General features: G+C 65.3%; 26 protein-coding genes and 1 tRNA gene. 15 read left to right on the plus strand and 12 right to left on the minus strand.

The window, feature by feature from the left end:
* Positions 1-29 precede the first annotated feature (29 nt).
* Positions 30-2540, plus strand: coding sequence for a glycosyl hydrolase 2 galactose-binding domain-containing protein (locus ACVWY5_RS39235; RefSeq protein WP_321176970.1), 2511 nt, complete (start codon positions 30-32; stop codon positions 2538-2540).
* Positions 2537-4342 carry an alpha/beta hydrolase gene (locus tag ACVWY5_RS39240; RefSeq protein WP_028335832.1) on the plus strand — a complete coding sequence of 602 codons (1806 nt, stop codon included), beginning with the start codon at positions 2537-2539 and terminating at the stop codon, positions 4340-4342. Before ACVWY5_RS39235 ends, ACVWY5_RS39240 begins: the two co-directional genes overlap by 4 nt.
* A gap of 27 nt (positions 4343-4369) precedes the next feature.
* Here the strand turns inward: ACVWY5_RS39240 and ACVWY5_RS39245 are convergent, their stop codons facing one another.
* The 5 genes from ACVWY5_RS39245 to ACVWY5_RS39265 form a co-directional block, all read right to left on the minus strand.
* Complete coding sequence (locus ACVWY5_RS39245; protein ID WP_028335833.1) at positions 4370-4996, minus strand: ATP-dependent Clp protease proteolytic subunit; 627 nt, start codon at positions 4994-4996, stop codon at positions 4370-4372.
* Positions 4997-5052: 56 nt separating this feature from the next.
* Complete coding sequence (locus ACVWY5_RS39250) at positions 5053-5409, minus strand: SRPBCC family protein (RefSeq protein WP_028335834.1); 357 nt, start codon at positions 5407-5409, stop codon at positions 5053-5055.
* A complete protein-coding gene (locus ACVWY5_RS39255) occupies positions 5406-5720 on the minus strand; it encodes an ArsR/SmtB family transcription factor (RefSeq protein ID WP_016841428.1) in 315 nt (104 codons plus the stop codon). Before ACVWY5_RS39255 ends, ACVWY5_RS39250 begins: the two co-directional genes overlap by 4 nt.
* 78 nt (positions 5721-5798) lie before the next feature.
* Entirely contained in the window at positions 5799-7118 is a 1320-nt protein-coding gene (locus ACVWY5_RS39260; protein ID WP_028335835.1) for an ammonium transporter, read from the minus strand.
* A 147-nt stretch (positions 7119-7265) separates the two neighbouring features.
* Entirely contained in the window at positions 7266-7604 is a 339-nt protein-coding gene (locus tag ACVWY5_RS39265) for a P-II family nitrogen regulator (protein ID WP_028335836.1), read from the minus strand.
* 329 nt (positions 7605-7933) lie between these two features.
* On the opposite strand from ACVWY5_RS39265, the gene ACVWY5_RS39270 reads away from it, so the two are divergent.
* The gene (locus ACVWY5_RS39270; protein WP_028335837.1) at positions 7934-8824 is read left to right on the plus strand and encodes a DUF4339 domain-containing protein; all 891 of its coding nucleotides are present in this window, start codon (positions 7934-7936) and stop codon (positions 8822-8824) included.
* A gap of 43 nt (positions 8825-8867) precedes the next feature.
* Here the strand turns inward: ACVWY5_RS39270 and tesB are convergent, their stop codons facing one another.
* On the minus strand, positions 8868-9731 hold the full coding sequence (gene tesB / locus ACVWY5_RS39275) for an acyl-CoA thioesterase II (protein WP_016841424.1): 864 nt from the start codon (positions 9729-9731) through the stop codon (positions 8868-8870).
* Positions 9732-9848: 117 nt separating this feature from the next.
* On the opposite strand from tesB, the gene ACVWY5_RS39280 reads away from it, so the two are divergent.
* Positions 9849-11069 (plus strand): ubiquinone biosynthesis hydroxylase, encoded by a 1221-nt coding sequence (locus tag ACVWY5_RS39280; protein ID WP_028335838.1) that lies wholly within the window; start codon positions 9849-9851, stop codon positions 11067-11069.
* A gap of 98 nt (positions 11070-11167) precedes the next feature.
* Here the strand turns inward: ACVWY5_RS39280 and ACVWY5_RS39285 are convergent, their stop codons facing one another.
* Both ACVWY5_RS39285 and ACVWY5_RS39290 read right to left on the minus strand, forming a co-directional pair.
* Entirely contained in the window at positions 11168-11365 is a 198-nt protein-coding gene (locus tag ACVWY5_RS39285; RefSeq protein ID WP_018269337.1) for a Trm112 family protein, read from the minus strand.
* Between the two features lie 106 nt (positions 11366-11471).
* Positions 11472-12008: a TetR/AcrR family transcriptional regulator gene (locus ACVWY5_RS39290; protein ID WP_028335839.1), complete on the minus strand. Its 537-nt coding sequence runs from the start codon at positions 12006-12008 to the stop codon at positions 11472-11474.
* 94 nt (positions 12009-12102) lie between these two features.
* Here ACVWY5_RS39290 and ACVWY5_RS39295 point away from each other — a divergent pair, with 94 nt between their 5' ends.
* The 6 genes from ACVWY5_RS39295 (at position 12103) to ACVWY5_RS39320 (ending at position 17470) form a co-directional block, all read left to right on the plus strand.
* The gene (locus tag ACVWY5_RS39295) at positions 12103-12453 is read left to right on the plus strand and encodes a hypothetical protein (protein ID WP_028335840.1); all 351 of its coding nucleotides are present in this window, start codon (positions 12103-12105) and stop codon (positions 12451-12453) included.
* A gap of 11 nt (positions 12454-12464) precedes the next feature.
* Positions 12465-13271, plus strand: coding sequence for a crotonase/enoyl-CoA hydratase family protein (locus ACVWY5_RS39300; RefSeq protein ID WP_028335841.1), 807 nt, complete (start codon positions 12465-12467; stop codon positions 13269-13271).
* Positions 13268-13690 (plus strand): PaaI family thioesterase, encoded by a 423-nt coding sequence (locus ACVWY5_RS39305; RefSeq protein ID WP_028335842.1) that lies wholly within the window; start codon positions 13268-13270, stop codon positions 13688-13690. The genes ACVWY5_RS39300 and ACVWY5_RS39305 overlap by 4 nt, the downstream gene beginning before the upstream one ends.
* 161 nt (positions 13691-13851) lie before the next feature.
* On the plus strand, positions 13852-16386 hold the full coding sequence (locus ACVWY5_RS39310) for an EAL domain-containing protein (protein WP_028335843.1): 2535 nt from the start codon (positions 13852-13854) through the stop codon (positions 16384-16386).
* 222 nt (positions 16387-16608) lie between these two features.
* Positions 16609-16905: a PepSY domain-containing protein gene (locus ACVWY5_RS39315; RefSeq protein WP_152977450.1), complete on the plus strand. Its 297-nt coding sequence runs from the start codon at positions 16609-16611 to the stop codon at positions 16903-16905.
* Positions 16906-16915: 10 nt separating this feature from the next.
* Positions 16916-17470 (plus strand): cytochrome b/b6 domain-containing protein, encoded by a 555-nt coding sequence (locus ACVWY5_RS39320; protein WP_028335845.1) that lies wholly within the window; start codon positions 16916-16918, stop codon positions 17468-17470.
* 69 nt (positions 17471-17539) lie between these two features.
* On the opposite strand, the gene ACVWY5_RS39325 is transcribed toward ACVWY5_RS39320, so the two are convergent.
* Both ACVWY5_RS39325 and trxA read right to left on the minus strand, forming a co-directional pair.
* Positions 17540-18214, minus strand: a complete 675-nt coding sequence (locus tag ACVWY5_RS39325; RefSeq protein WP_028335846.1) for an LON peptidase substrate-binding domain-containing protein — start codon at positions 18212-18214, stop codon at positions 17540-17542.
* A gap of 30 nt (positions 18215-18244) precedes the next feature.
* Positions 18245-19165, minus strand: a complete 921-nt coding sequence (trxA, locus tag ACVWY5_RS39330) for a thioredoxin (RefSeq protein ID WP_028352287.1) — start codon at positions 19163-19165, stop codon at positions 18245-18247.
* 221 nt (positions 19166-19386) lie between these two features.
* On the opposite strand from trxA, the gene ACVWY5_RS39335 reads away from it, so the two are divergent.
* Both ACVWY5_RS39335 and ACVWY5_RS39340 read left to right on the plus strand, forming a co-directional pair.
* Positions 19387-19878, plus strand: coding sequence for an SRPBCC family protein (locus tag ACVWY5_RS39335; RefSeq protein ID WP_051376241.1), 492 nt, complete (start codon positions 19387-19389; stop codon positions 19876-19878).
* A 160-nt stretch (positions 19879-20038) separates the two neighbouring features.
* Positions 20039-20113: transfer RNA gene (locus tag ACVWY5_RS39340), tRNA-Gly, on the plus strand.
* Positions 20114-20255: 142 nt separating this feature from the next.
* On the opposite strand, the gene ACVWY5_RS39345 is transcribed toward ACVWY5_RS39340, so the two are convergent.
* Complete coding sequence (locus tag ACVWY5_RS39345) at positions 20256-20522, minus strand: hypothetical protein (protein WP_321176971.1); 267 nt, start codon at positions 20520-20522, stop codon at positions 20256-20258.
* On the opposite strand from ACVWY5_RS39345, the gene ACVWY5_RS39350 reads away from it, so the two are divergent.
* The 3 genes from ACVWY5_RS39350 (at position 20521) to ACVWY5_RS39360 (ending at position 23355) form a co-directional block, all read left to right on the plus strand.
* Positions 20521-21033 (plus strand): DUF2865 domain-containing protein, encoded by a 513-nt coding sequence (locus tag ACVWY5_RS39350; protein WP_244481786.1) that lies wholly within the window; start codon positions 20521-20523, stop codon positions 21031-21033. The two genes, ACVWY5_RS39345 and ACVWY5_RS39350, sit on opposite strands and share 2 nt — an antisense overlap.
* A gap of 268 nt (positions 21034-21301) precedes the next feature.
* The gene (locus ACVWY5_RS39355) at positions 21302-22579 is read left to right on the plus strand and encodes a PQQ-dependent sugar dehydrogenase (protein WP_028352288.1); all 1278 of its coding nucleotides are present in this window, start codon (positions 21302-21304) and stop codon (positions 22577-22579) included.
* Positions 22580-22773: 194 nt separating this feature from the next.
* Complete coding sequence (locus tag ACVWY5_RS39360) at positions 22774-23355, plus strand: c-type cytochrome (RefSeq protein WP_028335850.1); 582 nt, start codon at positions 22774-22776, stop codon at positions 23353-23355.
* Positions 23356-23460: 105 nt separating this feature from the next.
* Here ACVWY5_RS39360 and panE read toward each other — a convergent pair whose 3' ends face one another.
* The gene (panE, locus tag ACVWY5_RS39365; protein ID WP_028335851.1) at positions 23461-24381 is read right to left on the minus strand and encodes a 2-dehydropantoate 2-reductase; all 921 of its coding nucleotides are present in this window, start codon (positions 24379-24381) and stop codon (positions 23461-23463) included.
* Positions 24382-24481 lie beyond the last annotated feature (100 nt).

Genomic DNA, 24481 nt, shown 5'->3' on the forward strand with positions numbered 1-24481 from the left:
CATGGGAATGCATGTGTATGGACGCTTTGGTGTCGACGACCGACACGGCCGAGCCTCTGGACAGCGGCTGGTGCATGGTCGTCTCGCCGGCCGGCGCGTGGGCGTCTCCGGCGGCGATCGACGGCAGCGCCGAATGGCTCGAGGCGGCGTGCCCCGGCACGGCCGCTGCTGCACTGGAACGGCTTGGCCGCTGGGACCGCAACCATCCCACTCCGCTGCACGACCAGGACGTTTGGTATCGTCGCCGGCTCGATGTCACCGGCCCGGCCCGTCTCGTATTTGACGGCTTGGCGACGGTTGCAGAGGTCTGGCTCGACGATCGCCTCGTGCTGTCCTCGACCTCGATGTTCGAGCGCCATGATGTGGCCCTGACGCTTGCCGGCGGCGAGCAACTGGCCATCGCATTCCGCAGCCTCGACCGCCATCTGGAAACCCTGACTGGTCCGCGTGCGCGCTGGCGGCCGCGCATGATCGACGATCAGCGGCTGAGGCTCGTACGGACCACGCTGATCGGTCATATGCCGGGTTGGTCCCCTGGCTTCGACATCGTCGGACCATGGCGACCGATCAAGCTGATCCGCGGTACCAACCGGCAAGGCGTGCGCGATGTGCAAATGCAGGCCGACCTCGCCGGCACAACAGGGCATCTTTCCATCGCGATCACGCTGGTCGAGCCGTTTGATGACGCGCCGGCCACGGTCGCCTGTGCGGGCGCTGTCGCCGCACTGATCTCAGAGACAGCGACGCGGCTGACGGCGAAACTGGATATTGCGAACGTTGCGCCATGGTGGCCGAGCAGCCATGGCGATCCGGCGTTGCACGAGGTTGTCGTCACGCTCGGCTCGATGCGAGTAACGCTCGGCCGCGTCGGCTTCCGGCATATCGAGATCGATCGCGGCACCGACGGACGCGGCTTTCGGCTGGTCGTCAACGGCGTATCCGTCTTTTGTCGCGGCTCGGTGTGGACGCCGTCCGACCTGGTGCGGCTGCCGTCCTCACGCGAAGAGATCGCGCGCGACCTCGATCTTGCACGACGGGCGGGCGTCAACATGCTCAGGGTCGGCGGCACGTTCGTCTACGAGGGCGACGCATTTCACGAGCTTTGCGACGAGATGGGCATCCTGGTCTGGCAGGACCTGATGCTCGCCAATTTCGACTATCCGGCGAAGGACGAAGCCTGGCAGGCGTCGCTCTCGCGCGAGGTCGGGAATTTGCTCGGGCGGCTCAGGCATTCGCCGTCACTCGCCGTCCTGTGCGGCGGCAGCGAGGTGGCGCAGCAGGCGGCGATGATGGGCTTGCCGATGTCGATGGACCCGACGCCCTGGTTCGACAAGGTGGTGCGCCCCATCGCCGAAGCGAAGCGTCCCGACGTGGTGCTTGTGACGTCATCGCCATCCGGCGGCAACCTGCCTTTCACGGCTGATGGCGGGCCGATGCATTATTACGGGGTCGGCGCCTATTGCCGCCCGCTGGATGACGCGCGCCGGGCCGAAGTGCGCTTCGCGAGCGAATGCCTTGCCTTTGCCAATGTGCCTGACCAGGCAACGCTGGATGCGCATCTGCCGGTGCCGCCGGTGCACGATCCGCGCTGGAAGGCGGGTGTGCCGCGCGACGTCGGCGCGTCGTGGGACTTCGAGGATGTGCGCGAGCACTATCTGGAAACGCTTTTTTCCGTCGACGCGCGCCGGCTGCGCATCGAAAATACCAGACGCTATCTCGAACTCTCCCGTGCGGTGACGACCGAGGTGGTGGAGCGCACCATCGACGAATGGCGCAGACCCTGTTCGCCGACGGCAGGAGCGCTGCTGTTCTTCTGGAAGGACTTGCGGCCGGGCGCGGGTTGGGGCGTGGTCGATTCGACCGGCCGGCCTAAGCCCGTCTGGCACGGGCTGAGGCGCGCATTTGCCCCGCTACGGCTGATCCTGAGCGACGAGGGCGTCAACGGGCTGACCGTCCATGCCGTCAACGATACCGCGAAGACCGTTCGGGCGACATTATCGCTGACCTGTCTGCGGGACGGCGTCACGCCGGTGGTGTCAGCGCGCCGACCGGTCAGCGTGCCGGCGCACGGCGGCCTGTCGCTTTCGGCCTTCTCGGTGCTCGGGGCCTTTTTCGATATCTCCTACGCCTATCGCTTCGGGCCGCCCGGACATGAAGTCACCGTTGCAAAACTGGAAGGCGATGACGGCAAGGTCTTTGCCGAGGCCTTCCATGTGCTGCCGGATGTCATGACCGCGCGGCGCGACGTCGGCCTGACTGTGAGTTTGGTGCGTCGGAAGGACGCGTGGCGGCTGCGGCTGGCCTGCAAACGCGCGGCCTACCACGTCTCCATCCAGGATGATCGGTTCGTTCCGACGGAGAACAATTTCCACCTGATGCCGGGCATCGAGCGGGAGGTCGGCCTTGACGGTCCGCCCCTGGCGACCCCTGGCGGCGCGGTGACGGCGCTCAATGCCGATCGCGACGCGAGCTACGAGGTGCCGAGAGCGGAAGAATTGGAAGTCGTGCGGACAAAGGAGTCCGCCGGGAGCATGACATGAAACCAGTTGTCTTTGCCGATACCATCGGCTGGCTGAACGGAGCGAAGGGGCGGCGGGGCGTTGTCATCGCCGGCGCGCATGGTCATGAGGATCTGTGCAGTCGCCGATTCCTGAAGCTGTTGTCCGACAAGGCGGCCGCGGCGGGCCTGCCTGTCCTGCTGTTTGACTATCCCGGCTGCGGCAACGCCGCCGGCGACCATTCGGCGCCGGGCCGGGTGATGGCCTGGACCGCAAGCATCGGCGCGGCGATCGACCGGTTGAAGCGGGATTGCGGCGTGGAGGATGTCATCCTCGCCGGCTTCCGTCTCGGCGCGCTGCTGGCCCCGCTCGCTGCGGCGGGGCGGGACGACGTGGCAGGCCTCGCGCTGCTCGCGCCACCGAGTTCCGGCAAGACCTATGTGCGCGAAATCACCGCGATGTCGCGCGTGATCGATGGGTCGCTCGCGAAGAGCGCCGTAAGCGACGCGACGTTCGCCGAGGGACGCGAGGCCGTCGGCTTCCGGCTTTCGCATGAGACGCTCGCCGATCTGTCGAGGCTGGATTGGCGGCGGGCCGTCGCGGCCCTTCCGCCCCTGCCGATGCTTTTGATCGCGAACGGAAAGCCGTTGGCAGGCTCTGACATCCGCGACGGTCAAACTTCTTTCGAAGGCGCGACAATCGCGGAGTTCAAGGACTATCACCTGCTCATGTGCGACCCGACCGCGAACCGGATCCCGGCCGACGTTGTCGATTGCTGGGCGGATTGGTTGTCCGACCGGGCCGTCGCCGGCGTAGCTCAGGGCGTCGTATCCTTGACCGGCCGCGAGCTATTGGAGGGATCGCACTACACGGAGGAACCGGTTGTGATCAGGCAGGCGCCATTGATCTGTGGCGTGCTGACCCGGCCACGTGACAGCCATGCTGCGGCCGATCCGGTCATCTTCCTCAACTCCGGCGGCGTGCCGCATGTCGGTTGGGCGCGCGGCACGGTCGAGGCGGCGCGCGAGCTTGCCGCCGCCGGCGTGGCGTCGCTACGCATTGACCTGCCGGGCCTCGGCCTGAGCGACGATCCCGGGAGCAATCGTCTGTTCCTCTACGATTCCCGCACCCGCTTCGACGTCGGCGCGGCGATTGACTGGATGCAGCGGGCTGGCTTTGCCAAAGTCGAGCTTGTGGGCACATGCTCGGGCGCCTTCCAGGCTCTTCACACGGCGCGCGCGGACCGCCGCGTCCGCGCCCTGACCATGATCAACCCGCTCTGCTTTGCCTGGAACAGTTCCTACGCGCTGGAGCTTACGGCCTGGAAAGCATACGAAGCCTCCAAGGCGAATCGCGGAAGCCAGCAGCAGATCGGTCCGGCGGAGGGGTCTGCGATGACGACCAAGTTCGCCTGGAAGCTGCCAGTGTCAGGTAGCGCCAGGCGGCTGGTGCGGCGCGGATTGGAAGCCGTCAAGTCGACGCTGTCGGCGATGCATCCGTCCGCATTGCTTGGTCGTAACCGTGTCGAGCGCTGGATGCGCGAGCTTTGCAGCCGCGGCGTGCGCGTCCTCATGGTCACCTCGGACGGCGATCTCAGCCTGCAGGAGATCGCACGGCATTTTGGTCAGGACGGCAAACGGCTCACAAGCATCCCTGGAGTGACGCGGTTGACGCTGCCGAACGCCGACCATTCGCTGACGCCTCGTCATGCGCGGCGCGCTGTCGTCGCGCGCCTGATCGACCACCGCGGCGGCGGCAGGCGCGGAGGATCGAGCCGTCCCGATGCCGTGCGGGTCACGGTGCAGCATGCCGAGGTGAAGCCTAAATCGATGGCGCTGTCATGAACGGTTTGGCCGCTCCAGCGACGAAGATCAGCGCGGCACCGGATCACGTTTTTCGGCGGCGTCGCGTTCGGCGAAGACCTTGTCGATCAATCCCCATTCGAGCGCCTGCTGCGCGGACATGAAGTGATCGCGATCCAGGGTCCGTTCCACGTCGGCTTCGGTGCGCCCGCAGTGCTGCGCATAGAGCCGGATGATGCGCCGCTTGGTCTCCTGCATCTCGGTGGCATGGATCAGGATGTCGGACGCCTGACCCTGGAAGCCGCCGAGCGGCTGATGCACGTGGAGGCTTGCATTCGGCAGCGCGGCGCGGTGACCGGGCTCGCCGGCCATCAAAAGGAACGATCCCATCGAGCGCGCCGTGCCCATGCACAGCGTGTGCACCGGTGCCTTGATGAACTGCATGGTGTCGTACATTGCAAGCCCGCTGGTGATCACGCCGCCATAGGAGTTGATGTAGAGGTTGATCGGCTTGTTGGGGTTGTCGGCTTCGAGGAACAGCAGCTGGGCGCAGACCAGTCCGGACATCGCATCATTGACCTCGCCGTTCAGGAAGATGATGCGCTCGCGCAGGAGCCTGGAATAGATGTCGAAGGAACGTTCGCCGCGGCTCGACTGTTCGACGACCATAGGGACGAGTTGCATCATGTCGCGCATCGGCGACCTCCATTGCTGCAGGTGATGAAGTTTCAGGGGGGTGACGAGGTTTGTGATCAGGCCGCGCGCATCAGGCAGCGGTTGTTGCTGTTGGCCGGTTGCGGCTGCTTTCCCCTGATGTCGCAGGCTTGCTGGATGATGCGAAAGCGGGTGCCGCCGGCCTCGTTCGGCTCGATCCGGAAGGTGACATGGCTTTCGCGAAACGGCGGCTCGGACTCGCGCAGCCGGAAGCGCACCTCTTCGCCAGCGATCGATGAGAGGGGTTCAGCGTCCGCGAGATCGCAATCCGGGAGCCAGCGTTCGCGCAGGGCCGGAATGGTCACCGCGCGCCACACTTTTTCAGGCGGTGCATCGAGCTCGTATTCGAGCACCAGGTCGGCGTCGGCATGATCAGGCTCAACTGCGTCGCTCATTGATCCATGTCCTTCAGCAGGTCGGAGAGCGCTTCGATGCGCTTCGGCCAATAGGCGCGGTAGCGGGCGAGCCAGGTCCCGATGCTGGCGATGCCGTCCGGGTCGACCTCATAATTCACGAAGCGGCCCTGCCGCTGCTCGCGCACCAGCCCTGCCGCGCGCAGCACCGCCAGATGCTGCGACATCGCCGGCTGGCTGATCTCCAGTCCGTCGCGCAAGGCGCTGGCGTTCAGGCTGCCGCCGGCCAGCTTCTCAAAGACCTTGCGGCGGGTCGGATCGGCCAGAGCCTTGAATATGTCGGTGTCGACCATGACGACACATAACCATACACTTATGTGTCGCGCAAGCCGGAACTGGCTCGACGTTCGGGACGGGGCGAGCCGGACGGCTTACTGCAGCGCCTCGCCGTGCTGGGAGATGTCGAGACCTTCGAGCTCCTGCTGCATCGAAACGCGCAGCGGGACGAAGGCGCTGACCAGCTTGAGCAGCACGAAGGTGACGCCGCCGCACCAGACAAAGGTAGCCGCGACGCCGTAGAGCTGGATCAGCAGCTGCCTCGGATTGCCCTCGAGCAGGCCGGACGTGCCGCCGATCGCCGAGGCCGCGAACACGCCGGCAAGCAGCGTGCCGGTCAGGCCGCCGATGCCGTGCACGCCGAACACGTCGAGCGAGTCGTCGTACTTGAAGCGATGCTTCAGCCAGGTGCAGGCCCAGAAGCAGACCAGGCCGGCAATGATGCCGATGATGACGCCGTGCCACGGCGCGACGAAGCCGGATGCCGGGGTGATGGTGCCGAGCCCCGCGACCGCGCCCGAGATCATGCCGAGCACCGACGGCTTGCGGCGCGTCGCCCATTCGATCGCGCCCCAGGTCAACGCGCCGGCGCAGGCCGCAAGGTGGGTGGCGGTGATCGCCATCACCGCGCGCGAATTGGCCGCGAGCGCCGAGCCGCCGTTGAAGCCGAACCAGCCGACCCAGAGCAGGCCGGTGCCGACCACCGCGAGCGACAGGTCGAACGGCGACAAATTGTCATGGCCATAGCCGTGCCGGTTGCCCATCACCTTGGCCGCGACCAGGCCGCTGATGCCGGCGGAGAGATGCACCACGAGACCGCCGGCGAAATCCAGCACGCCCGCTGAAGCGAGGAAGCCGCCGCCCCACACCCAATGCGCCAGCGGCACATAGGCGAAGATGAACCAGCCGATCGAGAACAGTACATAGGCGGAAAACCGCATGCGGTCGGCGACCGAGCCTGCGACCAGCGCCACCGTGATGATCGCGAACGTCATCTGGTACAGCATGAACAGCGCTTCGGGGATGGTCTTCGCCGCCGGATTGATGCTGTCCATGGTGATGCCGGCCAGGAACCAGCGATCGAGCGAGCCGAGCCAAGGACCGTCGCCGACGAAGCTCAGCGAATAGCCGAAGGTGACCCAGAGGATCGAGACGAGCGCAACGGCAGTGAGGCTCTGCGCCATCGTCGCCAGCACGTTCTTCTTGCGCACCATGCCGGAGTAGAACAGCGCCAGTCCGGGGATCGTCATCATCAGCACCAGCGCGGTGGCGACGATCATCCAGGCGGTGTCGGCGGCGTTGACGCCGGCGCTGGATGCCGAGTCTTGCGCGAAGGCCGGCGTGGCTTGCGCGAACAGGATTGCAGCAGTGATCGGCGCAGCTGATATCGCTGCACGAAGAGCTCGTGCCCCCATCATCATTCCCCGGCGGTCGTGGTTTCTTGGTGTGCGGTTGTGGCGTGCGCCGGCGTCGTTGCCGGCGATGATCTCGATCGTTTTGTTTGGGCATGATCTCCGCGCAAACGCTTTCCGCGTTTGTCGCGAGGGATCATGCTCCAGGGTTCAGAGCGCGTCGTTGTCGGTCTCGCCGGTGCGGATGCGCAGCGCATGATCGATCGGCGTCACGAAGATCTTGCCGTCGCCGATCTGGCCGGTGCGGGCGTGCTCGGTGATGACGCTGACCGCCTTGTCGGCGAGCTCGGTATCGACGGCGATCTCGATCCGAAGCTTGGGCAGGAAGTTCACGACATATTCGGCGCCGCGATAGATCTCGGTGTGGCCCTTCTGGCGGCCATAGCCCTTCACCTCGGTCACCGTCATGCCGTGGACGCCGATCGCGGTCAGCGCCTGGCGTACCTCATCGAGCTTGAACGGTTTGATGATCGCGACGACGAGTTTCATGGTTCAGGCCTTCATTCCCTTGAGGTTTTCCGTGTGCGCCCGTCCCGGAGCGGCACTTGCCGTCCCGTGAGCCGGCACCTGCTGCCTCCCGGAGCGGCAATTTGCCATCCCCGAGCGGCACTTCGCGTCCGCCAAATCTGGCAGCTTTCTGGGCAAATGGCATAAAAAACTTGCAGGTTGAAGCGGAAAACATGCGCAGCGCGTGCGCTCCCTCACTGTACGGAATGGAAACGCTCGGCCACAATGTGGCTTTCCCGCCCCGGCCAGCGCTCTTGCTGGTTCGTTTCGCCTATCGCGCGTCCCTGCGCGCGCGCCTGAGGAAACAAGAAATGTCGAACCGAAACTGGTTTTATGCATCCGAAGGCCAGCAAAAGGGCCCCTTGCCTGAAACCCAGCTCCGCGACCTGATCACCCGGGGCATGGTGGGGGCCGACACCCTGGTGTGGACCGAGGGCATGGCCGGCTGGCAAAAGGCCGGGGAGATTCCGGGCCTCGTCCCGAGCGCCGGCGCGCCGCCGGCATTTCCGCAGGCCGGCGGACCGCCGCCGGTGGTGGCGTCTGGAAGCTATAGCGGCGGCACGCTGTCCGCCGACTTCCCGATCTGGGGCCTGTTCGGCCGCAGCCTCCTGATGTTCATCGGCCAGATTCTCGTCATCCCGGCGCCGTGGACCGCGACCGGCCTGTACCGTTTTGCGATCCCCTATATCCGCGTGCCGGGCCGGCCGCATTTCGCCTTCACCGGGCAGCCGCTCGACATCTGGTGGGTCTTCATCGTGCTCGGCCTTCTGACCTATGCCGGCGCGGCCAACAGCAACATCGTGACGCTGCTCTCGCTGCTGTTGCAGGGCTTCCTGAGCTGGATGATCGTGCGCTGGATCATCGGCCATCTCAGCTCGAGCGGCCAGGATCTGCCGATCTCGTTCAGGGGCAGCCCGGTCGCCTATGTCGGCTGGTACGTGGCGATGGTGGTCTCGGCCATCACCATCATCGGCTGGGCCTGGGTGCTGACCGCCTGGATGCGCTGGATCTGCCGCAACATCGACGGCACGCGCCGCGAGGTCAGCTTCAATGCGTCCGGCATCGAGGTGCTGTGGCGAACCATCGTGTTCACGATCGCCTGCGGCTTCCTGATCCCGATTCCGTGGGTGCTGCGCTGGTACGGCAACTGGTTCGTCTCGCAATTCGCGCTGACCGAGCGCGGCTCCTACGCCGGCCAGTAAGCGCGATTGCATCGTGCCGACCGGCTCTGTTCGAGCGTGAGCTCTACGCCTTTCGCTCGCGCACCGAACCTTCTTGCGCGACGGATGCTACCAGCGTGCCGTCGGGCTTGAAGATCAGGCCGCGTGTCAGGCCGCGGCCGGACTGCGCGCTCGGCGAATCCTGGGCGTAGAGCAGCCATTCGTCGGCGCGGAACGGGCGATGAAACCACATCGCGTGATCGAGGCTCGCCGGCATCATGCGCTTGTCGAACAGCGTGCGGCCGTAGCGCGCCATCACGGCATCGAGCAGCGAGAAATCCGACGCATAGGCGAGCGCGCACAGATGCAGCGCGGGATCGTCGGGCAGCTTGGCCGCGGTGCGGATCCAGACATGGATGCGGCCGTCGTCGATCTTCTGGCCGAAATAACGGCCGAGCTCGACCGGGCGCAGCTCGATCGGCCGGTCGCTCTCGTAATAGCGGCGGATGAACTCCGGCATCTCCTTGAACATCGGCTGCTTCGACACTTCCTCCGCGGTCAGCTTCTCCGGCGGCGGCACGTCGGGCATCTTCTCCTGATGATTGAAGTTGCTCTCCTCCTCGGCATGGAACGACACCATGATGGAGAAGATCGCGTTGCCGTGCTGGATCGCGGTGACCCGGCGGGTGGTGTAGCTCTTGCCGTCGCGCAGCCGCTCGACCTGGTAGATGATCGGGATCTGCGGATCGCCGGGCAGGATGAAGTAGCAATGGATCGAGTGCGGCAGGCGGCCCTCGACGGTGCGGCAGGCCGCCACCATCGCCTGGCCGATCACCTGGCCGCCGAACACGCGCTGCCAGCTCGTCTTCGGGCTGTTGCCGCGGAACAAATTCACCTCGAGCTGCTCGAGATCGAGGATGGACAGCAGGTCGATCAGGCTCTTGGACATGGATAGGCCCCGGAATGACGATTGGGGCTGTTAGCCGCCCTTGTTTCTAAACTCTGTTTCGCCCAGCTAATATCAGGTAGCAAGTCTCCTTTGATGGCGTAATCGAGCAAGGATCGCATGCCGGCACAGCGAAGTATTGTCATCTGCGGGGGCGCATTTGCAGGGTTGGCGCTGGCCGTGGCGCTGCGCCAGGGGCTTGGGCCCGACATCCCGGTCATCGTGGCCGATCCGGCGCTGAGCCAGCGCCCGAGCCGCGATCCGCGCGCGACCGCGATCGTGGCGGCCTGCCGGCGGCTGTTTGAGACCCTCGGCGTCTGGGGCCAGGTGGCGCCGACGGCGCAGCCGATCACGGATATGGTCGTGACCGACTCCAAGCTGGAGGACGCGACGCGCCCGGTATTCCTGACCTTCGCCGGCAATGTCGCGCCCGGCGAGCCGTTCGCCCATATGGTCGAGAACCGCTATTTGATCGATGCGCTCGCGAGCCGTGCCGAGGCCGAGGGCGTCGAGCTGCGTGCCGCCGCGGTGTCGAGCTTCGCGTCGCGGCCCGACGGCGTCGGCGTTACGCTGGCCGGCGGCACCGTGATCGATGCGAGCCTGCTGGTTGCCGCCGACGGCGCCCGCTCGAAGCTGCGCGAGCGCGCCGGGATTGCGACCCATGGCTGGGACTACGACCAGTCCGGCATCGTGGTCACGGTCGGGCACGAGCGTGAACATCAGGGCCGCGCCGAGGAGCATTTCCTGCCCGCGGGGCCGTTCGCGATCCTGCCGCTGACCGGCAATCGCTCGTCGCTGGTGTGGACCGAGACGCGCAACGATGCCGCGCGCATCGTCGCCTTGAACGAAGAGCAATTCCACGCCGAGCTCGAGCAGCGCTTCGGCCTGCATCTCGGCGAGATCAAGCCGCTCGACAAGCCGCGCGCCTTCCCGCTCGGCTATTTCGTCGCGCGCTCGTTCATCGCCGAACGGCTGGCGCTGATCGGCGACGCCGCGCATGTGATCCATCCGATCGCGGGGCAGGGGCTCAACATGGGCCTGAAGGACGTCGCTGCGCTTGCCGAGGTCGTGGTCGATGCGGCGCGGCTCGGCATGGACCTCGGCCAGGCCGACGTGCTCGAGCGCTACCAGCGCTGGCGGCGCTTCGACACGATGGCGATGGGCGTCGCCACCAACTCGCTGAACTTCCTGTTCTCCAACGAATCGACGCTGCTGCGCACCGTGCGCGACATTGGCCTCGGTCTCGTCGATCGCGCGCCGCCGTTGAAGGAGATGTTCATCCGCCAGGCGGCGGGACTGTCAGGCGAGGTGCCGCGGCTGCTGAAGGGCGAGGCGCTTTAGCCCTCGTAGCCCGGATGAAGCGAAGCGAAATCCGGGGCAGACTATCCGCGGTGAGACTTTCCCGGATTGCGCTGCGCTTCATCCGGGCTACGCTTACATCAATCGATCTTCCTCGCCTCTTCCGGCAGCATGATCGGAATGCCGTCGCGGATCGGATAGGCGAGCTTGGCCGAGCGCGAGATCAGCTCCTGCCGCGCGGCGTCGAATTCCAGCGGCCCTTTGGTGATCGGGCACACCAGGATTTCGAGCAGTTTTGGGTCGGCGGTGCTCTCGAGATGGTCGGTCGTGGAATTCATTGCGGTCTCCGACTGGAGCGTTTTCGAGCGAAGTGGGCGCCGGTTCGCGTGAAGAAAACGCGTCAGAATGAACTGGCCGTGATGTAGCACATCCAAATGTCAGCTGTCAGCGCCTGGCCATCCGCAGCAGCTCGTCGATCGCGGCCTGCTGACGCGGCTTCGGCAGCGCCTGCTCGGACAGCGCGTAGCCGATGAAGGCCCAATAGAAGATCTGCGCGCGGCCGCGCGCCACGTCGTCCGGGAATCCGGACTGCCGCAGCAGGCTTTCGATATAGCCGATCCGGCGCTGGTCAACCTCGAGCACGGCGGCGCGCGCTTCGGCGTCCGCGGTGGCCCAGCTGCGCACCGCGCGTTCCAGCGCCAGCCGCGCCGAGAAGGCACGGCGTAGCAACAGCGCCAGCGCGTCGCCGCCTTGCGGAATGGTCTCGAGCTCGGCGATCACCTGCTCGGCCGCGACCTCGCGCCAATGGGTGAGGATCGCCGCGCGGTAGGCGCCGATGTCGGCGAAATGCCAGTAGAAGCTGCCGCGCGAAACGCCCATGGCCTTGGCCAGCGGCTCGGCCTTGAGCGCCGTGAAGCCGCGTCGCGCCAGCGTCTTCAGACCCTGATCGAGCCAGTCCTTGACCGAGAGCTGTTCCGTCATGGTTCCCCGTCCGCGCGGCCCACCATACACAAGTGTATTGACAGGCGCCAGCGGCCGGTATCATATCCATACAGTAGTGTATGGAGGCATCGCGATGCGTGATCTTCTGCTGCAAGGCGCCGGCGTCGTCGCCTTCCTGGTCAGTCTGATCCATGGCGTGCTCGGCGAGACCAGGATATTCGCGCGCGCCACCGTCGAGCCGCCGCGGCTGCGGCTCTTGCTTCGCCTGGTCTATCAGGCCGGCACCGTCGCCTGGATCGGCGGCGGCGTGCTGCTGATCGCCGCGCCTCTGATGGCCTCCGATGCCGCGCGGCACTGGATCGTGGCGACGCTCGGTGTCGTGTTCGGCGTAGCGGCACTCGCCAACGCGGTGGCGACCCGCTTCCGCCACTTCGGCTGGATGGCGATGAGCGTCGTCGTGGCGCTCGCCGCCGCCGGCTACTAGCGAGGGCGAGCATGACGGCCGATCGCGTCAGCCTCAGCATTGCCGATGGCGTCGCGGACGTCAGGCTCAACCGCCCGGACAAGCTCAATGCGCTCGATCCGGCGATGTTCGCCGCGATCGCCGAAATCGGTGCGCAGCTCGCGGATAACCGCAAGCTCCGCGCCGTGGTGCTCTCGGGCGAAGGGCAGGCCTTCTGCGCAGGCCTCGACATGGAGCGTCTGGTCGCAACGACGGAGGGCGAATCCATCCTGCCCTTCGCTGATCTCGGCCGTCGGACCCACGGCATTGCCAACTTTGCGCAGCATCTGGTGTGGCTCTGGCGCGAGCTGCCGGTGCCGGTGATTGCCGCCGTTCATGGCGTTGCGTTCGGCGGCGGCTTTCAGCTGATGCTCGGTGCCGACATCAGATACCTCGCACCCGGCACGCGCCTTGCGATCATCGAAGCCAAATGGGGGTTGGTGCCCGACATGGCCGGCACGCAGCTGATGCGTCATCTCGCGCGCGAGGATGTGGTCCGTGAACTCACCTACACCGCGCGCGTCTTTTCCGCGGACGACGCGCTTGGTCATGGCTTCGCGACCCGGATCGTCGAACAGCCGCGCGAGGCCGCGCTGGAGACGGCGCGCGCGATCGCGGACCGCAGCCCGGATGCGATCCGCGCCGCCAAGCGGTTGCTCAATCTTGCAGCCGATCGCGATGCGGCGACCGGACTTGCGGCCGAAACGGCCGAACAGGCGCTTCTGCTCGGCTCGCCCAATCACATCGAGGCCGTCAGGGCGAATCTCGAACGGCGGCCCCCGCAATGGAGTTTTACATGACGACTGGCCCGGGCTTCGATCTCGAACGTCTCGTTGCGACCAACGCGTCGGCGGCCTTCAACCGGCTTGCCGGCTTCGAGGTCGTCACCGCCGGCACCGGCACGGTGGAACTACGGATGCCCTGGCGCGACGATCTCACCCAATATGCGGGACACCTGCACGCCGGGATGATCGCGGCGCTGCTCGACACCGCCTGCGGCTTTGCCGCGGCGTCGATCGCGGGTTCCGTCACCGCATCCCATTTCTCGATGAACTGCCTGAAGCCCGCGCTGGGCCGCTGCTTCATCGCCAAAGGAACCACATTGCGTGCCGGGCGCAGGCAGGTCTTCGCGCGCGCGGAACTTTTTGCGGAGAACGCGCTGGGTGAAACCTCGCTGGTTGCAACCGGTGAAACCGTACTCGTTCCGCTGGCTGGCTGAGCCGCGCGGATCGCGCATCGCTGTGAAATTTATGGAGCCATCAATTTCGGTGCGGAATCGGCTTACGCGCGGATAACCATGCTACTGAAAGTTGCAGAATATTATCGAGAAGACAATTCAATCAGCCTAGCCTGTGCGTACGGACAACCATGGACCGACGCATGTTTCGTGTTCTTACGTGCCTTTCAGGTGAGCATGACTGGCGGCTCGTTCTGCTCGCCGGGCTGGTCTGCTTCGTCGCCAGTATTGTGGCGGTCAATATTTTTCATCGCGCAATTGCATCGCAGGCGAGGACACGGCTGATCTGGATTGCGATCGCGGGCGCCGCGATCGGCTACGGCATCTGGGCAACGCATTTCATCGCCATGCTGGCCTATGAGCCGGGAATCCCCACCGGCTACGGTATCGTCCTCACCGGGCTGTCGCTCGCCGCGGCGATGATGCTGACCTCCGGCGGCCTCGGCCTTGCCGCCAGCGACTCCAGCCGCTGGCGCGCGCCGGTCGGCGGCGCCGTGATCGGAGCCGGCATCGCCAGCATGCACTATCTCGGGATGTGGGCGCTGGAAGTACCGGGTCACGTGGTCTGGTCGCTCGATCTCGTGGCGGCTTCCGTGGTGCTCGGCATGCTGTTCGGTTACGCCGCGCTGGCGATCGCGGTGCGCCATCAGGATCGCTGGATGTCGCTCGCCGCGGCGCTGCTGCTGACGCTTGCGATCGTGTCGCATCATTTCACCGCGATGGGCGCGGTCGAGATCGTTCCGGATCCGTTGCTGGCTCCGGCGGCCCTGTCGCTCTCGCCGGCCTTCCTCGCTATCGTGATCGCCGGCGTGGCGCTCTCGGTGCTCGGCATGAGCCTGGTCGGCGTGCTCGCGGATCGCCGGCTGGCGCTTCGCACCCGCCGCTTCGAGGAGATCATCAGCCAGCTTTCGTCGGCGCGACAGCAGGTCGAGGCGTCGCAGAAGGAGCTGGAGGAGCAGAGGTTCCGGCTGGATACCGCGATCAACCACATGGGTGAGGGCCTCTGCATGTTCGATGCGGAGAAGCGCCTCGTCGTCTGCAATGATCGCTACGCCAAGATGTACCGGCTGCCGCCGGAATTGCTGCTGCCCGGCACGTCCCATCGCGAGATCATCAGGCATCGGATCGCCAACGGCATTCTCAAAGGCGAGACCAGCGACAGCGCCGCCACGCAGGTGCTCGCGACATTGAACGCGCTCCCGGCCGGCGAGATCAGCAGCCGGGTCGACGAGCTCGCCGACGGCCGCTTGATCTGCGTGACGCGGCAGCCGATGCCCGGCGGCGGCTGGGTGGCGACGCATCGCGACGTCACCGAGCAGCGGCGCTCCGAGGCCAAGATCACCTATATGGCGCAGCACGACGCGCTGACCGATCTGCCGAACCGCGTGCTGCTCAAGGAATGGATGGAGCGCGCGCTGTCCGGTGCCCGGTGCGGCGGACCGAGCCTTGCGGTGCTGATGCTCGATCTCGACCGCTTCAAGGACGTCAACGACACGCTCGGGCATCCGGCGGGCGACGCGCTGCTGAAGTCGGTGGCCGCGCGCTTGCGCAGATCCGTCAGCGATACGACGCTGGTCGCGCGGCTCGGCGGCGACGAGTTCGCGGTGATCGACTATGTCGGCGATCCGGTCACGGAAGCGGGCCTGCTCGCCGAGAAGATCAGGAAGGCGCTCAGCGAGCCGATCGATCTCGGCGATCATCGGGTGACCACCACGACCAGCATCGGCATTGCGATCGCACCGCGCGACGGCACCGATTCGGACGAGGTGCTGCGCAGCGCCGATCTCGCGCTTTATTCGGCCAAGAGCGGCGGGCGCGGCTCGTTCCGCTTCTTCGAGCCGGAGCTCGATCGGCTGCTGCAGGCCCGGCGCGGCCTCGAGCGCGACATGCGCAGTGCGCTCGCCAATGGCGAGTTCGAGCTGCACTATCAGCCGTTCATCCATGTCGCGAGCGGGGAGACCTGCGGCTTCGAGGCGTTGCTCCGCTGGCACCATCCGCACCGCGGCATGGTATCTCCGGCGCAGTTCATTCCGCTGGCGGAAGAGACCGGCCTGATCGTGCCGCTGGGGGAATGGGTGCTGCGCACCGCGTGTGCGGAGGCCGCCAAATGGCCGGGCGACCTCAAGATCGCGATCAACCTGTCGCCCGTGCAGTTCAGGAGTCCGGAGTTGGTCCCGGTGATCGTGCACGCGCTGGCGAGTGCCGGAATTTCGCCGGAGCGCCTCGAGCTCGAAGTCACCGAAACGGCCATCATTCAGGACAGCGAAGCGGTGTTTACCGCGCTTAGCCAACTGCACGATCTGGGGGTGCGGATCGCGCTCGACGACTTCGGCACCGGCTACTCGTCGTTGAGCTTTCTGCAGAAGTTTCCGTTCGACAAGGTCAAGATCGACCGCAGCTTCGTGTCCGAGCTCTCGGGCGCGACCGACGAGTCGCGCCGGATCGCGCGCGCGATCGTGCGCTTTGCCGTCAGCCTCGGCAAGACCACGACGGCCGAAGGCGTCGAAACCAGGGAGCAGCTCGACATCCTGCGCGCCGATGCCTGCGTGGAAGTGCAGGGCTTCCATTTCAGCCCGCCGGTGCAGAGCGAGAAGGTCGCGCAGATGATCGGCGGGCGAATCCCGGCAGCGGCCGAACGGCCTGCGGTTCGTTTCGCCATGGCGGGTGCCGCATCCTGATCGATGGGCTGCGCCGGGCGGCCGCGATACGCATGAGGCGTAAGGCCGCAGCACGCCGCCAAAACCAAACTGCGCGTGGAGCGCAAAGCGGTTTTCGCGACCGTTAGAATTCCTCTAAAGCCAGCCGTCGCGGCGCTTCCTTGACTTGGCAATCGCCTCAGCATTCTTCACGCATGTGCCCTGCGCGAAGGCGTTGTGGGTATGATTGTCAACGGAGGGGATATGCGCGTGAGAGTGATTTTGAGCGCTGCGCTTGCAGCATGCGTATTTGGGAGCGTTCTTGGGCTGACCGGATCGGCGGCGTTTGCCGACGGCTACAAGAATTGCACCAAGCTCGACAAGGCGTCGTGGAAGCCGGCAAGCGAGGCCGAAGCCAAGGCCAAGGCGCTCGGCTACGAGGTGCGCCGGTCGAAAATCGAGGGCTCCTGCTACGAGGTGTACGGCGTCAAGGAAGGCAAGCTCTACGAGCTGTTCTACAGCCCGGAAGACCTCAGCCTGAAGCACACGATCGCGAAGTGAAGCAGGCGCGATGACGAAGGCGGCGCCGGGCGCCCGCGGCGCGACCAGCGTGCAGGTCTGGGACCTGCCGCTGCGGCTGTGGCACTGGGCGCTCGCCATCCTCGTCCTGGTCGCCTGGGTGACGCCCAGCACCTATGACCGAGTGCACCGGGTGGCGGGGTATTCGGTGATCGCCCTGCTGGCATTCCGGCTGATCTGGGGCTTTGCCGGCACGCGCTACGCGCGTTTCGGCAGGCTCGGCGTTCGCCTGCGCGCGGCGCCGCGCTACATCTGGAATCTCCGCCGCGGCATCACCGGGCGCTATATCGGGCTCAATCCGGCGGGCACCGTGATGCTGGTGGCGCTGCTGTTCCTGCTTACGATCTCGACAATCACGGGCGCGATGGAGGTCACCGTGACCTTCTTCGGAGTCTGGTGGGTCGAGGACACCCACGCCTATGCCTCGGATGCGGTCATGGTGCTGGTCGGGCTGCACGTGCTCGGCGTCGTCGTGGTCGGCTTGCTGCAGCGTCAGAACCTGGTGCGCGCGATGTTCACCGGCCGCAAGCAGCTGCGCAATCGCTGATGGGTGGGAAGCTTTTCGGTTTGACGCGTTTCCTTCACGCGAGCCGGTAGCCGCTTCACTCGAAGCGCCTTACTGCACCGGCGGGTCGCCCGAGGTGCGCTTCTTGGCGAGGTCCATCTCGGTGACCGCGATCAGGATCTCGGCGCGGGTCTTCAGGTCCGGCGCCTCGAGCATCGCCTGCTTCTCGGCCGGACCATAGGGCGACATCATCGCCAGCGCATTGACCAGCGCCTCGTTGGGCGCGGACTCGATGCCTTCCCAGTCGACCTTCAGATTGTTGGCTTCCAGGAAATCGGCCAGCACTTCGAGCAGCGCCTTGCGGTCGACGGCCTCCTCGCCCTTGCGCGCGGTGAAGTCGCCGGCGAAGGAGAAGAAGTCGACCTTGCACTGCCGGTACGGCGTCTGCACGGTCAGCTCCTCGACCACCTTGAAGCGCGCGACGCCGGTCAGTTCGAGGATGTAGCGGCCGTCGCCGGATTCGGCGAGCTGGGTGATGCGGCCGACGCAGCCGATCCGGAACAGGACCGGCTTCGCCTCTTTCTGCGAATGCGTCACGTCGGGCTGGATCATGCCGATCAGGCGATGGCCGTCGCGCAGCGCGTCGTCGATCATCGCGAGATATCGCGGCTCGAAGATGTTGAGCGGCATCTGGCCGCGCGGCAGCAGCAACGCGCCGGGCAGCGGGAACACCGGGATCACCTCCGGGAGCTCGCCGGGCCCGCGATATTCGGCATTGATCGGCATCTGCGGTCCCGCTGCTGTGACGGGCGTGCTTTACGAGAACAGGATGGTCGACAACCGCTTGCGCCCCTCGACGGTTGCCTCATCGGTGCCGCCCCACGCCTCGAAGAACTGCACCAGCTGCTTGCGCGCGCCGTCGTCGTTCCACTTGCGGTCACGCCTGACGATGGCGAGCAATTGCTCGGTCGCTTCCGTGCGCTTGCCCATCGCGTTGAGCGCGGTGGCGAGATCGAATCGAGCCTGATGATCGAGCGGGTTTGCGGCGACTTTCTGTTCCAGCTCCGCGACCGGGCCGACCGCTTCCGCCTGTTCGGCGAGATCGATCGCCGCCTGCACCGCCTTCACCGCGGCGTCGTTGCGCTTGGATTCCGGAACCATCGCCAGCGTCTGCTTGGCCTGCTCCATCGCACCCGACGTGACGTAGCACTTGGCGAGGCCGGCGAGGGCCGCGATGTTGGTGGCGTCGTGCGCCAGCACCTCGGCATAGATCTGCGCGGCCTGGGCGGCGTCGCCCTCGGCAAGCACGGCGTCGGCCTCGGCCAGGATCTCGGCGAGATTAGGCTCGCCGGCGGCCGGCACGCCCTTGGTGATCTTCTCGATGAAGGCGTTGACCTGGCTCTCCGGCACCGCGCCCATGAAGCCGTCGGCGGGCTGGCCGTTAACGAAGGCGATCACGGCCGGGATCGACTGGATGCCCATCTGGCCGGGGATCTGCGGATGCTCGTCGATGTTCATCTTGACCAGCTTGACCCGGCCCTTGGCGTTGCGAACCGCCTTTTCCAGGATCGGCGTGAGCTGGCGGCATGGACCGCACCACGGCGCCCAGAAGTCGATCATGACCGGCTGACGGCGCGATTCCTCGATGACGTCCTTGACGAAGGTCTGGGTCGTCGTCTCCTTGATCAGATCGGGCGCTGCCTCGGGCGTGGGGCCGCCCTGCTCCATTATCGTCACGTTGTCCTCGCCTGCTTCTGAGGTCGGAAATCCGGGGGCGTTCTAACACGCCCGGAACGGCACGTTCAGCCGTTCTGTCAGCTAGAGCATGATCCCGGAAAAGTGGGAACCGGTTTCCGGGATCATGCTCCGTAAATGGCAGTCAGCCAGCAAAATTCAATCGCTTGGCCGTCCGTCCCGTTCCATCGGAGATCGGGTGGGTTGGTGCCGCGGAACGGCCGATGATGGCGATCCTTCATGACAGCAGGGGAGCGCCCGTGGCAAAGGCCTATTACAGCACGGTGTTCGAGCAGCCGGCCGGCGAAGTCTGGAAAATCATCCGCGATTTCAACAATTACCCGGTCTGGGTCCATGGCGTGGGGACGAGCGAGATCGAGGACGGCAAATCCGGCGATACCGTCGGGGCCGTGCGCAATGTGCTGTACCGGGGGCGGCGGATCCGGCAGCGGCTGCTCGCGCAGTCCGACGTCGAACGCTTCCAGACCTACGAATTTGTCGACACCCCGACCTTGCCGGTGACGGATTTCAGCGCGACGGTGCAGGTAACCCCGGTGATCGACGGCAACCGGGCCTTTATCGAATGGTGGGCCAAGTTCGATTGCGACCCGCCCCGCCGCGTCGAGCTGACGCAGACGCTGACCGGCTGGTTCGAGATCTGGCTCGAATCGCTCCGGGACGAGATGGCCCTGAGGCCGGTTCCGGCGGAAATCTGAAAAGAAATCGGCGGCGCAGCCGGTTTCGGCCGATTCGGGGTCAATTTTTAGAGAAACCATGCGATTTCGTGAGGTTCGGACCGCGCTCTTGTGTTGCATTCACAGACAGCTTTTGGCATAGGTCTGCCGTTGCCGGCGAGCGATCGCCGCCATTTCGGATGCGGGTGTAGCTCAGTGGTAGAGCACGACCTTGCCAAGGTCGGGGTCGAGGGTTCGAGCCCCTTCGCCCGCTCCAAAATTTCTCGCTGACCGAGCTGACAGTCTGATGAAGGCCTGCCATTGGCGCGGGCTTTTTGCTGTCCGGCCCGCGCCGCATCTCCAAGGCGTGATTGCGAGGTCAAGATGCCGCGGCCCGCCGTGGCGCTTTCCGGCTTTTGTTAACCGGCAAACGTTGCATTCTCAAAACTGATAGAAATCTGTGGTTGTGTTGGCGTTGGAATGGTTGCCGCCGGTTTTGCCGGCGCGGCAAACGCGTGAACGATGTCGATCAGTTGGAAGCCGGCTCCCGGATTAAATCGCCGCTTGGCTCGCGCAAACATTGCTGCGCTGGTCGTGCTCGTCGGCGTCTGGACATGTTCGGGCGCATCAGCGCAGCAATTGCCGAGCGACTCGGCGTATGCCCCGGCGCCCAGCTTCTCTCCCATGCCTGGCTTTGGGCCGGCGCCTGACCTCGAGCCGGCCGAACGGCCGCGAGCGCGGGTCTACATCACGACGCGGTCGCACCGGGGCGGCCAGCAAAACTTCTGCGTCAGGACCTGCGACGGCCGCTTCTTTCCGCTGCCGCGCGTGAGCGAGACGGCAGACGTCAAGGCATGCGAGGCGGCCTGTCCCGCCGCCGAGGTGAAGCTGTACTCCGGCTCCGATATCGACAGCGCCAGAACCGAAGCGGGCGAGACCTACAAGACGCTCGCCAATGCATTCCGCTTCCAGCGCGAGATGGTGCCGCAATGCTCGTGCAGCGCCGGCGCGTCTACCGGCCTGTCGCCGATTGCGATCGAGGACGACATGACGCTTCGGACCGGCGACATCATCGCCGCCGATGACGGCTTCAAGATCGCGGCGATCACGAGCGGGCAGCGGCGCAGCGTGTTGTTCAGGCCGCTGTCGAAGGCCAAGGCGCAGGCGCTCGGTCTGGCGCGCCTGTCGTCGCGATAGAGACGATCACGAGCGCTAGCTTCATTCGAATATCACGCTGCGGTGCAGAATGCCTTGTTATCAGGCAGGCTGCTCAGGAAAATTTCGTCTCAAATATCGTCTCAACTAGTTTTGACGCAGCGCACACCGGCGGACGCGCTTTTCAGCGTCGATGGATGTGCTACCATTTTGCCGTCTGACCTACCTCACAGACCGCCACCATCATCTCTCAGGGCGTTCAAAATCAATAACAGGCAAGCTGCAACGGCTTGCGTAGGGGAGTGACGCGATGAAATCCGCTTTCAATCGATCAATACTTGCGTTCGCGGCGATCGCGCTGCTGGCGGGGACGACCTTCGCCAGTGCGCAACAACAGACAGACAAGAATCGTGCGCTGAAGAAGTACGAATCGGGCACCAAGGAATTCTGGACCCATCCGCCGGATGACTGGTTCCTCGGCGACGAGACCGAAGCGCAGAAGGGCCTTGCCCCGCCGTCCGGTCCGCCGACCGGCGCGTCCGATTCCGAACTCGCGGCGATGATGAAGAAGATCAAGCTGCCGCCGGGCTTCAAGATCGAGGTCTATGCCTCGAACGTACTCGCGGCCCGGCAGATGGCCTGGGGCGACAAGGGCACGCTGTTCGTCGGCTCGTTCGGGCTCGGCAACGTCTATGCGATCAAGGACAACAACGGCAAGAAAGAGGTCAAGACCATCCTCAAGGGCCTCAACATGCCGACCGGCCTCGCCTTCCGCGACGGCGCGCTCTACGTCATCGCGGTCGACAAGCTGATCAGGTACGACAATGCCGAAGCCAATCTCGACAATCTCGGCAGCGGCAAGGTGGTCTATGACGACATGCCGTCCTACGCGGCGCATGGCTGGAAATACATCGCCGTCGACAAGGAAGGCTGGTTCTACATTCCGTTCGGACCGCCCTTCAACATCGGCATTCCGCCGACCTCGGTGTCGCAGATCCGCCGCGTCGATCCGAAGACCGGCAATGCGGAAATCTGGGCGCTCGGCGTGCGCAACTCGGTCGGCGGCGACGTCGATCCGCGCACCGGCAAGTACTGGTTCACCGAGAATGCCCGCGACTGGATCAGCGACGATCTGCCGAGCGACAAGCTCAACATGATCTCGAAGATCGGCGAGCACTTCGGCTATCCCTATTGCCACCAGGGCAACCTGCCGGACACCAAGTTCGCGATGGGTCACAAGTGCTCGGAGTTCACCCCGCCGGTGTACAATCTCGGTGCGCACGTCGCTCCGCTCGGCATGAAGTTCTATACCGGCAGCCAATTCCCGGCCGATTACAAGAACAGCATCCTGATCGCCGAGCACGGCTCCTGGAACCGGCATAAGTACCAGGGCGGCCGCATCGTGAAGATCACCGCGAGCCCCGACGGCAAGAACGCCAAGCAGGAGATCTTCGCCGACGGCTGGATCCAGGGAGACCAGGGCTATCTCGGCCGTCCCGCCGACATCCTGCTCGACAAGGATGGCTCGATCCTCGTCGCCGATGACTGGGCCGGTGCGATCTATCGCATCAGCTACAGCAAGAAGTAGCGGTTGAAACAATGCGGGGCTGCGGTGGCCGATCAGGCACCCGCAGCCGCGTTTACGTGGTTCGGCAAGCCCAACGACGGAACAGACTCGTCATGCCCGGACTTGACCCGGGCATCCATCCAAACAAAAACCCTTCTGCAAGCCAGATGGATTGCCGGGCCAGGCCCGGCAATGACCCGTGGAGAAAACTGGCAATGCGTGTTGCGTCCCTTGCAATCCTGTTCGCGGCGGCTATCGCAGTTGCGTCGTCCGCCAACGCCGCCGATGTCGCCGCCGGCAAGGCGAAGGCCGAAATCTGCGCCGCTTGTCACGGCGACAACGGCATCTCGCAGACCGAGAACATTCCCTCGCTCGCCGGCCAGCTCGACCAGTACGTTCAATGGCAGCTGGTGTTCTTCCGCGCCGGCGCGCGCAAGAACGAGCAGATGCAGCCGATCGTCGAGCAGCTCAACAACGACGACATCCGCAATCTCGGCGCTTATTTCGCGTCGCTGACGCCGTTCAAGGGCGGCAAGGACGACAATCCGGACTTGTCCGAAAAGGGCAAGCAGGCCGCCGCCGGCCGTCGCTGCGCCTCATGCCATGGCGATACGTTTGCCGGCACCAAGGCGGTGGCCCGCATCGCCGGGCAGCGCGAGGAATATCTCGTCAAGGCGCTGCACGATTACAAGTCGGGCCAGCGCTCCGGCGGGGCCCAGGCCGCGATGGCCGATGTCGCCTATCCGCTGAGCGACGAAGAGATCACCGCACTCGCGCATTATCTGGCGCATTTGTAGCTGCAAGTATGCGTAGCCCGGATGAAGCGAAGCGCAATCCGGGGGCCGCTCTATCTGCCGCGAGATGACTCCCGGATTTCGCTCCGCTCCATCCGGGCTGCAAGATCACCCGGCCCGCTGCTTCTCATACGCCTTGAGATGCGTGTAGGCCGTGCGCAGCTTCGGCACCGGGATCTTGGCGGCGTCGGCGCGCACGATCAGGTCGCCGATCACGTGATCGGCCTCGACCGGCAGGCCCGCCTTGATGTCGCGGAACATCGATGCGGTCATCGGCGAGCCCTCGGTGGTCAGGAGCCCGCGGGTGCGCTGGAAGAACGGGCCGCCCGGGCCATGGCCGGCGTCGGCGGCGATCGCGCTGCATTCGTCGAGGATGCCGAGCAGGAAATCCTTGCCGCCGGGCGCGGCCAGGATGTTGCCGACCGAGGTCCGCATCAGGCTGGTGGAGGCGGCGAGCGAGGCCAGGAACACCCACTTCTCCCACATGTCCTGCATCACATGCTCGCTGGCGTTGGCGCCGTTGATCGCCGAGAAGGTTTCAGCGATCGCGCGGACCCGGTCCGACAGGCCGCCGGCGAGCTCGCCGAAGCCGAGCGACTGCATCGGCTGCAGCTGCACCACCTCGCGTTTCTCGTTCAGCGTCGCCGCGATCGCGCACAGACCGCCGAGCACATGCTGAGGGCCGAACCTCTTGTCGAGCGCATCGAGATGCAGCATGCCGTTGAGCAGCGGGATGATCGCGGTCTTTTCGCCGACGGCGGGCGCAAACGACTTGATCGCATCCTCGAGATCGAACGCCTTGCAGCTCAACAGCACGACGTCGAACTTGTCCGACAGCTTGTCGGCCTGCACGGTCGGCGGGTTGTTCAGTGTGACGTCGCCGTTCGGGCTCTTGATCACGAGCCCGACGGAGGCGAGCTCGGAAGCGCGGCGCGGGCGCACCAGGAAGGTGACGTCGCGGCCGGCCTGAAGCATCCGGCCACCGAAATAACCGCCGATCGCACCGGCGCCGACCACGAGAACGCGCATGGGAATTTGTCCTTCTTTGTTGTTGCCCGAGGAGGCGAGCGAATAGGGAGTAGCGAATAGATAAGGATACTGCTCGACTATTCGCTACTCGCTATTGGGC

Source organism: Bradyrhizobium sp. USDA 3256 (assembly GCF_054058275.1).

What these genes read in the sequence shown, in the direction of transcription:
- ACVWY5_RS39240 (WP_028335832.1), top strand. Translation starts at nt 2,537, where the DNA reads ATGAAACCAGTTGTCTTTGCCGATACCATCGGCTGGCTGAACGGAGCG.
- ACVWY5_RS39245 (WP_028335833.1), bottom strand. Translation starts at nt 4,996, where the DNA reads ATGCGCGACATGATGCAACTCGTCCCTATGGTCGTCGAACAGTCGAGC.
- ACVWY5_RS39250 (WP_028335834.1), bottom strand. Translation starts at nt 5,409, where the DNA reads ATGAGCGACGCAGTTGAGCCTGATCATGCCGACGCCGACCTGGTGCTC.
- ACVWY5_RS39255 (WP_016841428.1), bottom strand. Translation starts at nt 5,720, where the DNA reads ATGGTCGACACCGACATATTCAAGGCTCTGGCCGATCCGACCCGCCGC.
- ACVWY5_RS39260 (WP_028335835.1), bottom strand. Translation starts at nt 7,118, where the DNA reads ATGGGGGCACGAGCTCTTCGTGCAGCGATATCAGCTGCGCCGATCACT.
- ACVWY5_RS39265 (WP_028335836.1), bottom strand. Translation starts at nt 7,604, where the DNA reads ATGAAACTCGTCGTCGCGATCATCAAACCGTTCAAGCTCGATGAGGTA.
- ACVWY5_RS39270 (WP_028335837.1), top strand. Translation starts at nt 7,934, where the DNA reads ATGTCGAACCGAAACTGGTTTTATGCATCCGAAGGCCAGCAAAAGGGC.
- tesB (WP_016841424.1), bottom strand. Translation starts at nt 9,731, where the DNA reads ATGTCCAAGAGCCTGATCGACCTGCTGTCCATCCTCGATCTCGAGCAG.
- ACVWY5_RS39280 (WP_028335838.1), top strand. Translation starts at nt 9,849, where the DNA reads ATGCCGGCACAGCGAAGTATTGTCATCTGCGGGGGCGCATTTGCAGGG.
- ACVWY5_RS39285 (WP_018269337.1), bottom strand. Translation starts at nt 11,365, where the DNA reads ATGAATTCCACGACCGACCATCTCGAGAGCACCGCCGACCCAAAACTG.
- ACVWY5_RS39290 (WP_028335839.1), bottom strand. Translation starts at nt 12,008, where the DNA reads ATGACGGAACAGCTCTCGGTCAAGGACTGGCTCGATCAGGGTCTGAAG.
- ACVWY5_RS39295 (WP_028335840.1), top strand. Translation starts at nt 12,103, where the DNA reads ATGCGTGATCTTCTGCTGCAAGGCGCCGGCGTCGTCGCCTTCCTGGTC.
- ACVWY5_RS39300 (WP_028335841.1), top strand. Translation starts at nt 12,465, where the DNA reads ATGACGGCCGATCGCGTCAGCCTCAGCATTGCCGATGGCGTCGCGGAC.
- ACVWY5_RS39305 (WP_028335842.1), top strand. Translation starts at nt 13,268, where the DNA reads ATGACGACTGGCCCGGGCTTCGATCTCGAACGTCTCGTTGCGACCAAC.
- ACVWY5_RS39310 (WP_028335843.1), top strand. Translation starts at nt 13,852, where the DNA reads ATGTTTCGTGTTCTTACGTGCCTTTCAGGTGAGCATGACTGGCGGCTC.
- ACVWY5_RS39315 (WP_152977450.1), top strand. Translation starts at nt 16,609, where the DNA reads ATGCGCGTGAGAGTGATTTTGAGCGCTGCGCTTGCAGCATGCGTATTT.
- ACVWY5_RS39320 (WP_028335845.1), top strand. Translation starts at nt 16,916, where the DNA reads ATGACGAAGGCGGCGCCGGGCGCCCGCGGCGCGACCAGCGTGCAGGTC.
- ACVWY5_RS39325 (WP_028335846.1), bottom strand. Translation starts at nt 18,214, where the DNA reads ATGCCGATCAATGCCGAATATCGCGGGCCCGGCGAGCTCCCGGAGGTG.
- ACVWY5_RS39335 (WP_051376241.1), top strand. Translation starts at nt 19,387, where the DNA reads ATGATGGCGATCCTTCATGACAGCAGGGGAGCGCCCGTGGCAAAGGCC.
- ACVWY5_RS39350 (WP_244481786.1), top strand. Translation starts at nt 20,521, where the DNA reads ATGCCTGGCTTTGGGCCGGCGCCTGACCTCGAGCCGGCCGAACGGCCG.
- ACVWY5_RS39345 (WP_321176971.1), bottom strand. Translation starts at nt 20,522, where the DNA reads ATGGGAGAGAAGCTGGGCGCCGGGGCATACGCCGAGTCGCTCGGCAAT.
- ACVWY5_RS39355 (WP_028352288.1), top strand. Translation starts at nt 21,302, where the DNA reads ATGAAATCCGCTTTCAATCGATCAATACTTGCGTTCGCGGCGATCGCG.
- ACVWY5_RS39360 (WP_028335850.1), top strand. Translation starts at nt 22,774, where the DNA reads ATGCGTGTTGCGTCCCTTGCAATCCTGTTCGCGGCGGCTATCGCAGTT.
- panE (WP_028335851.1), bottom strand. Translation starts at nt 24,381, where the DNA reads ATGCGCGTTCTCGTGGTCGGCGCCGGTGCGATCGGCGGTTATTTCGGT.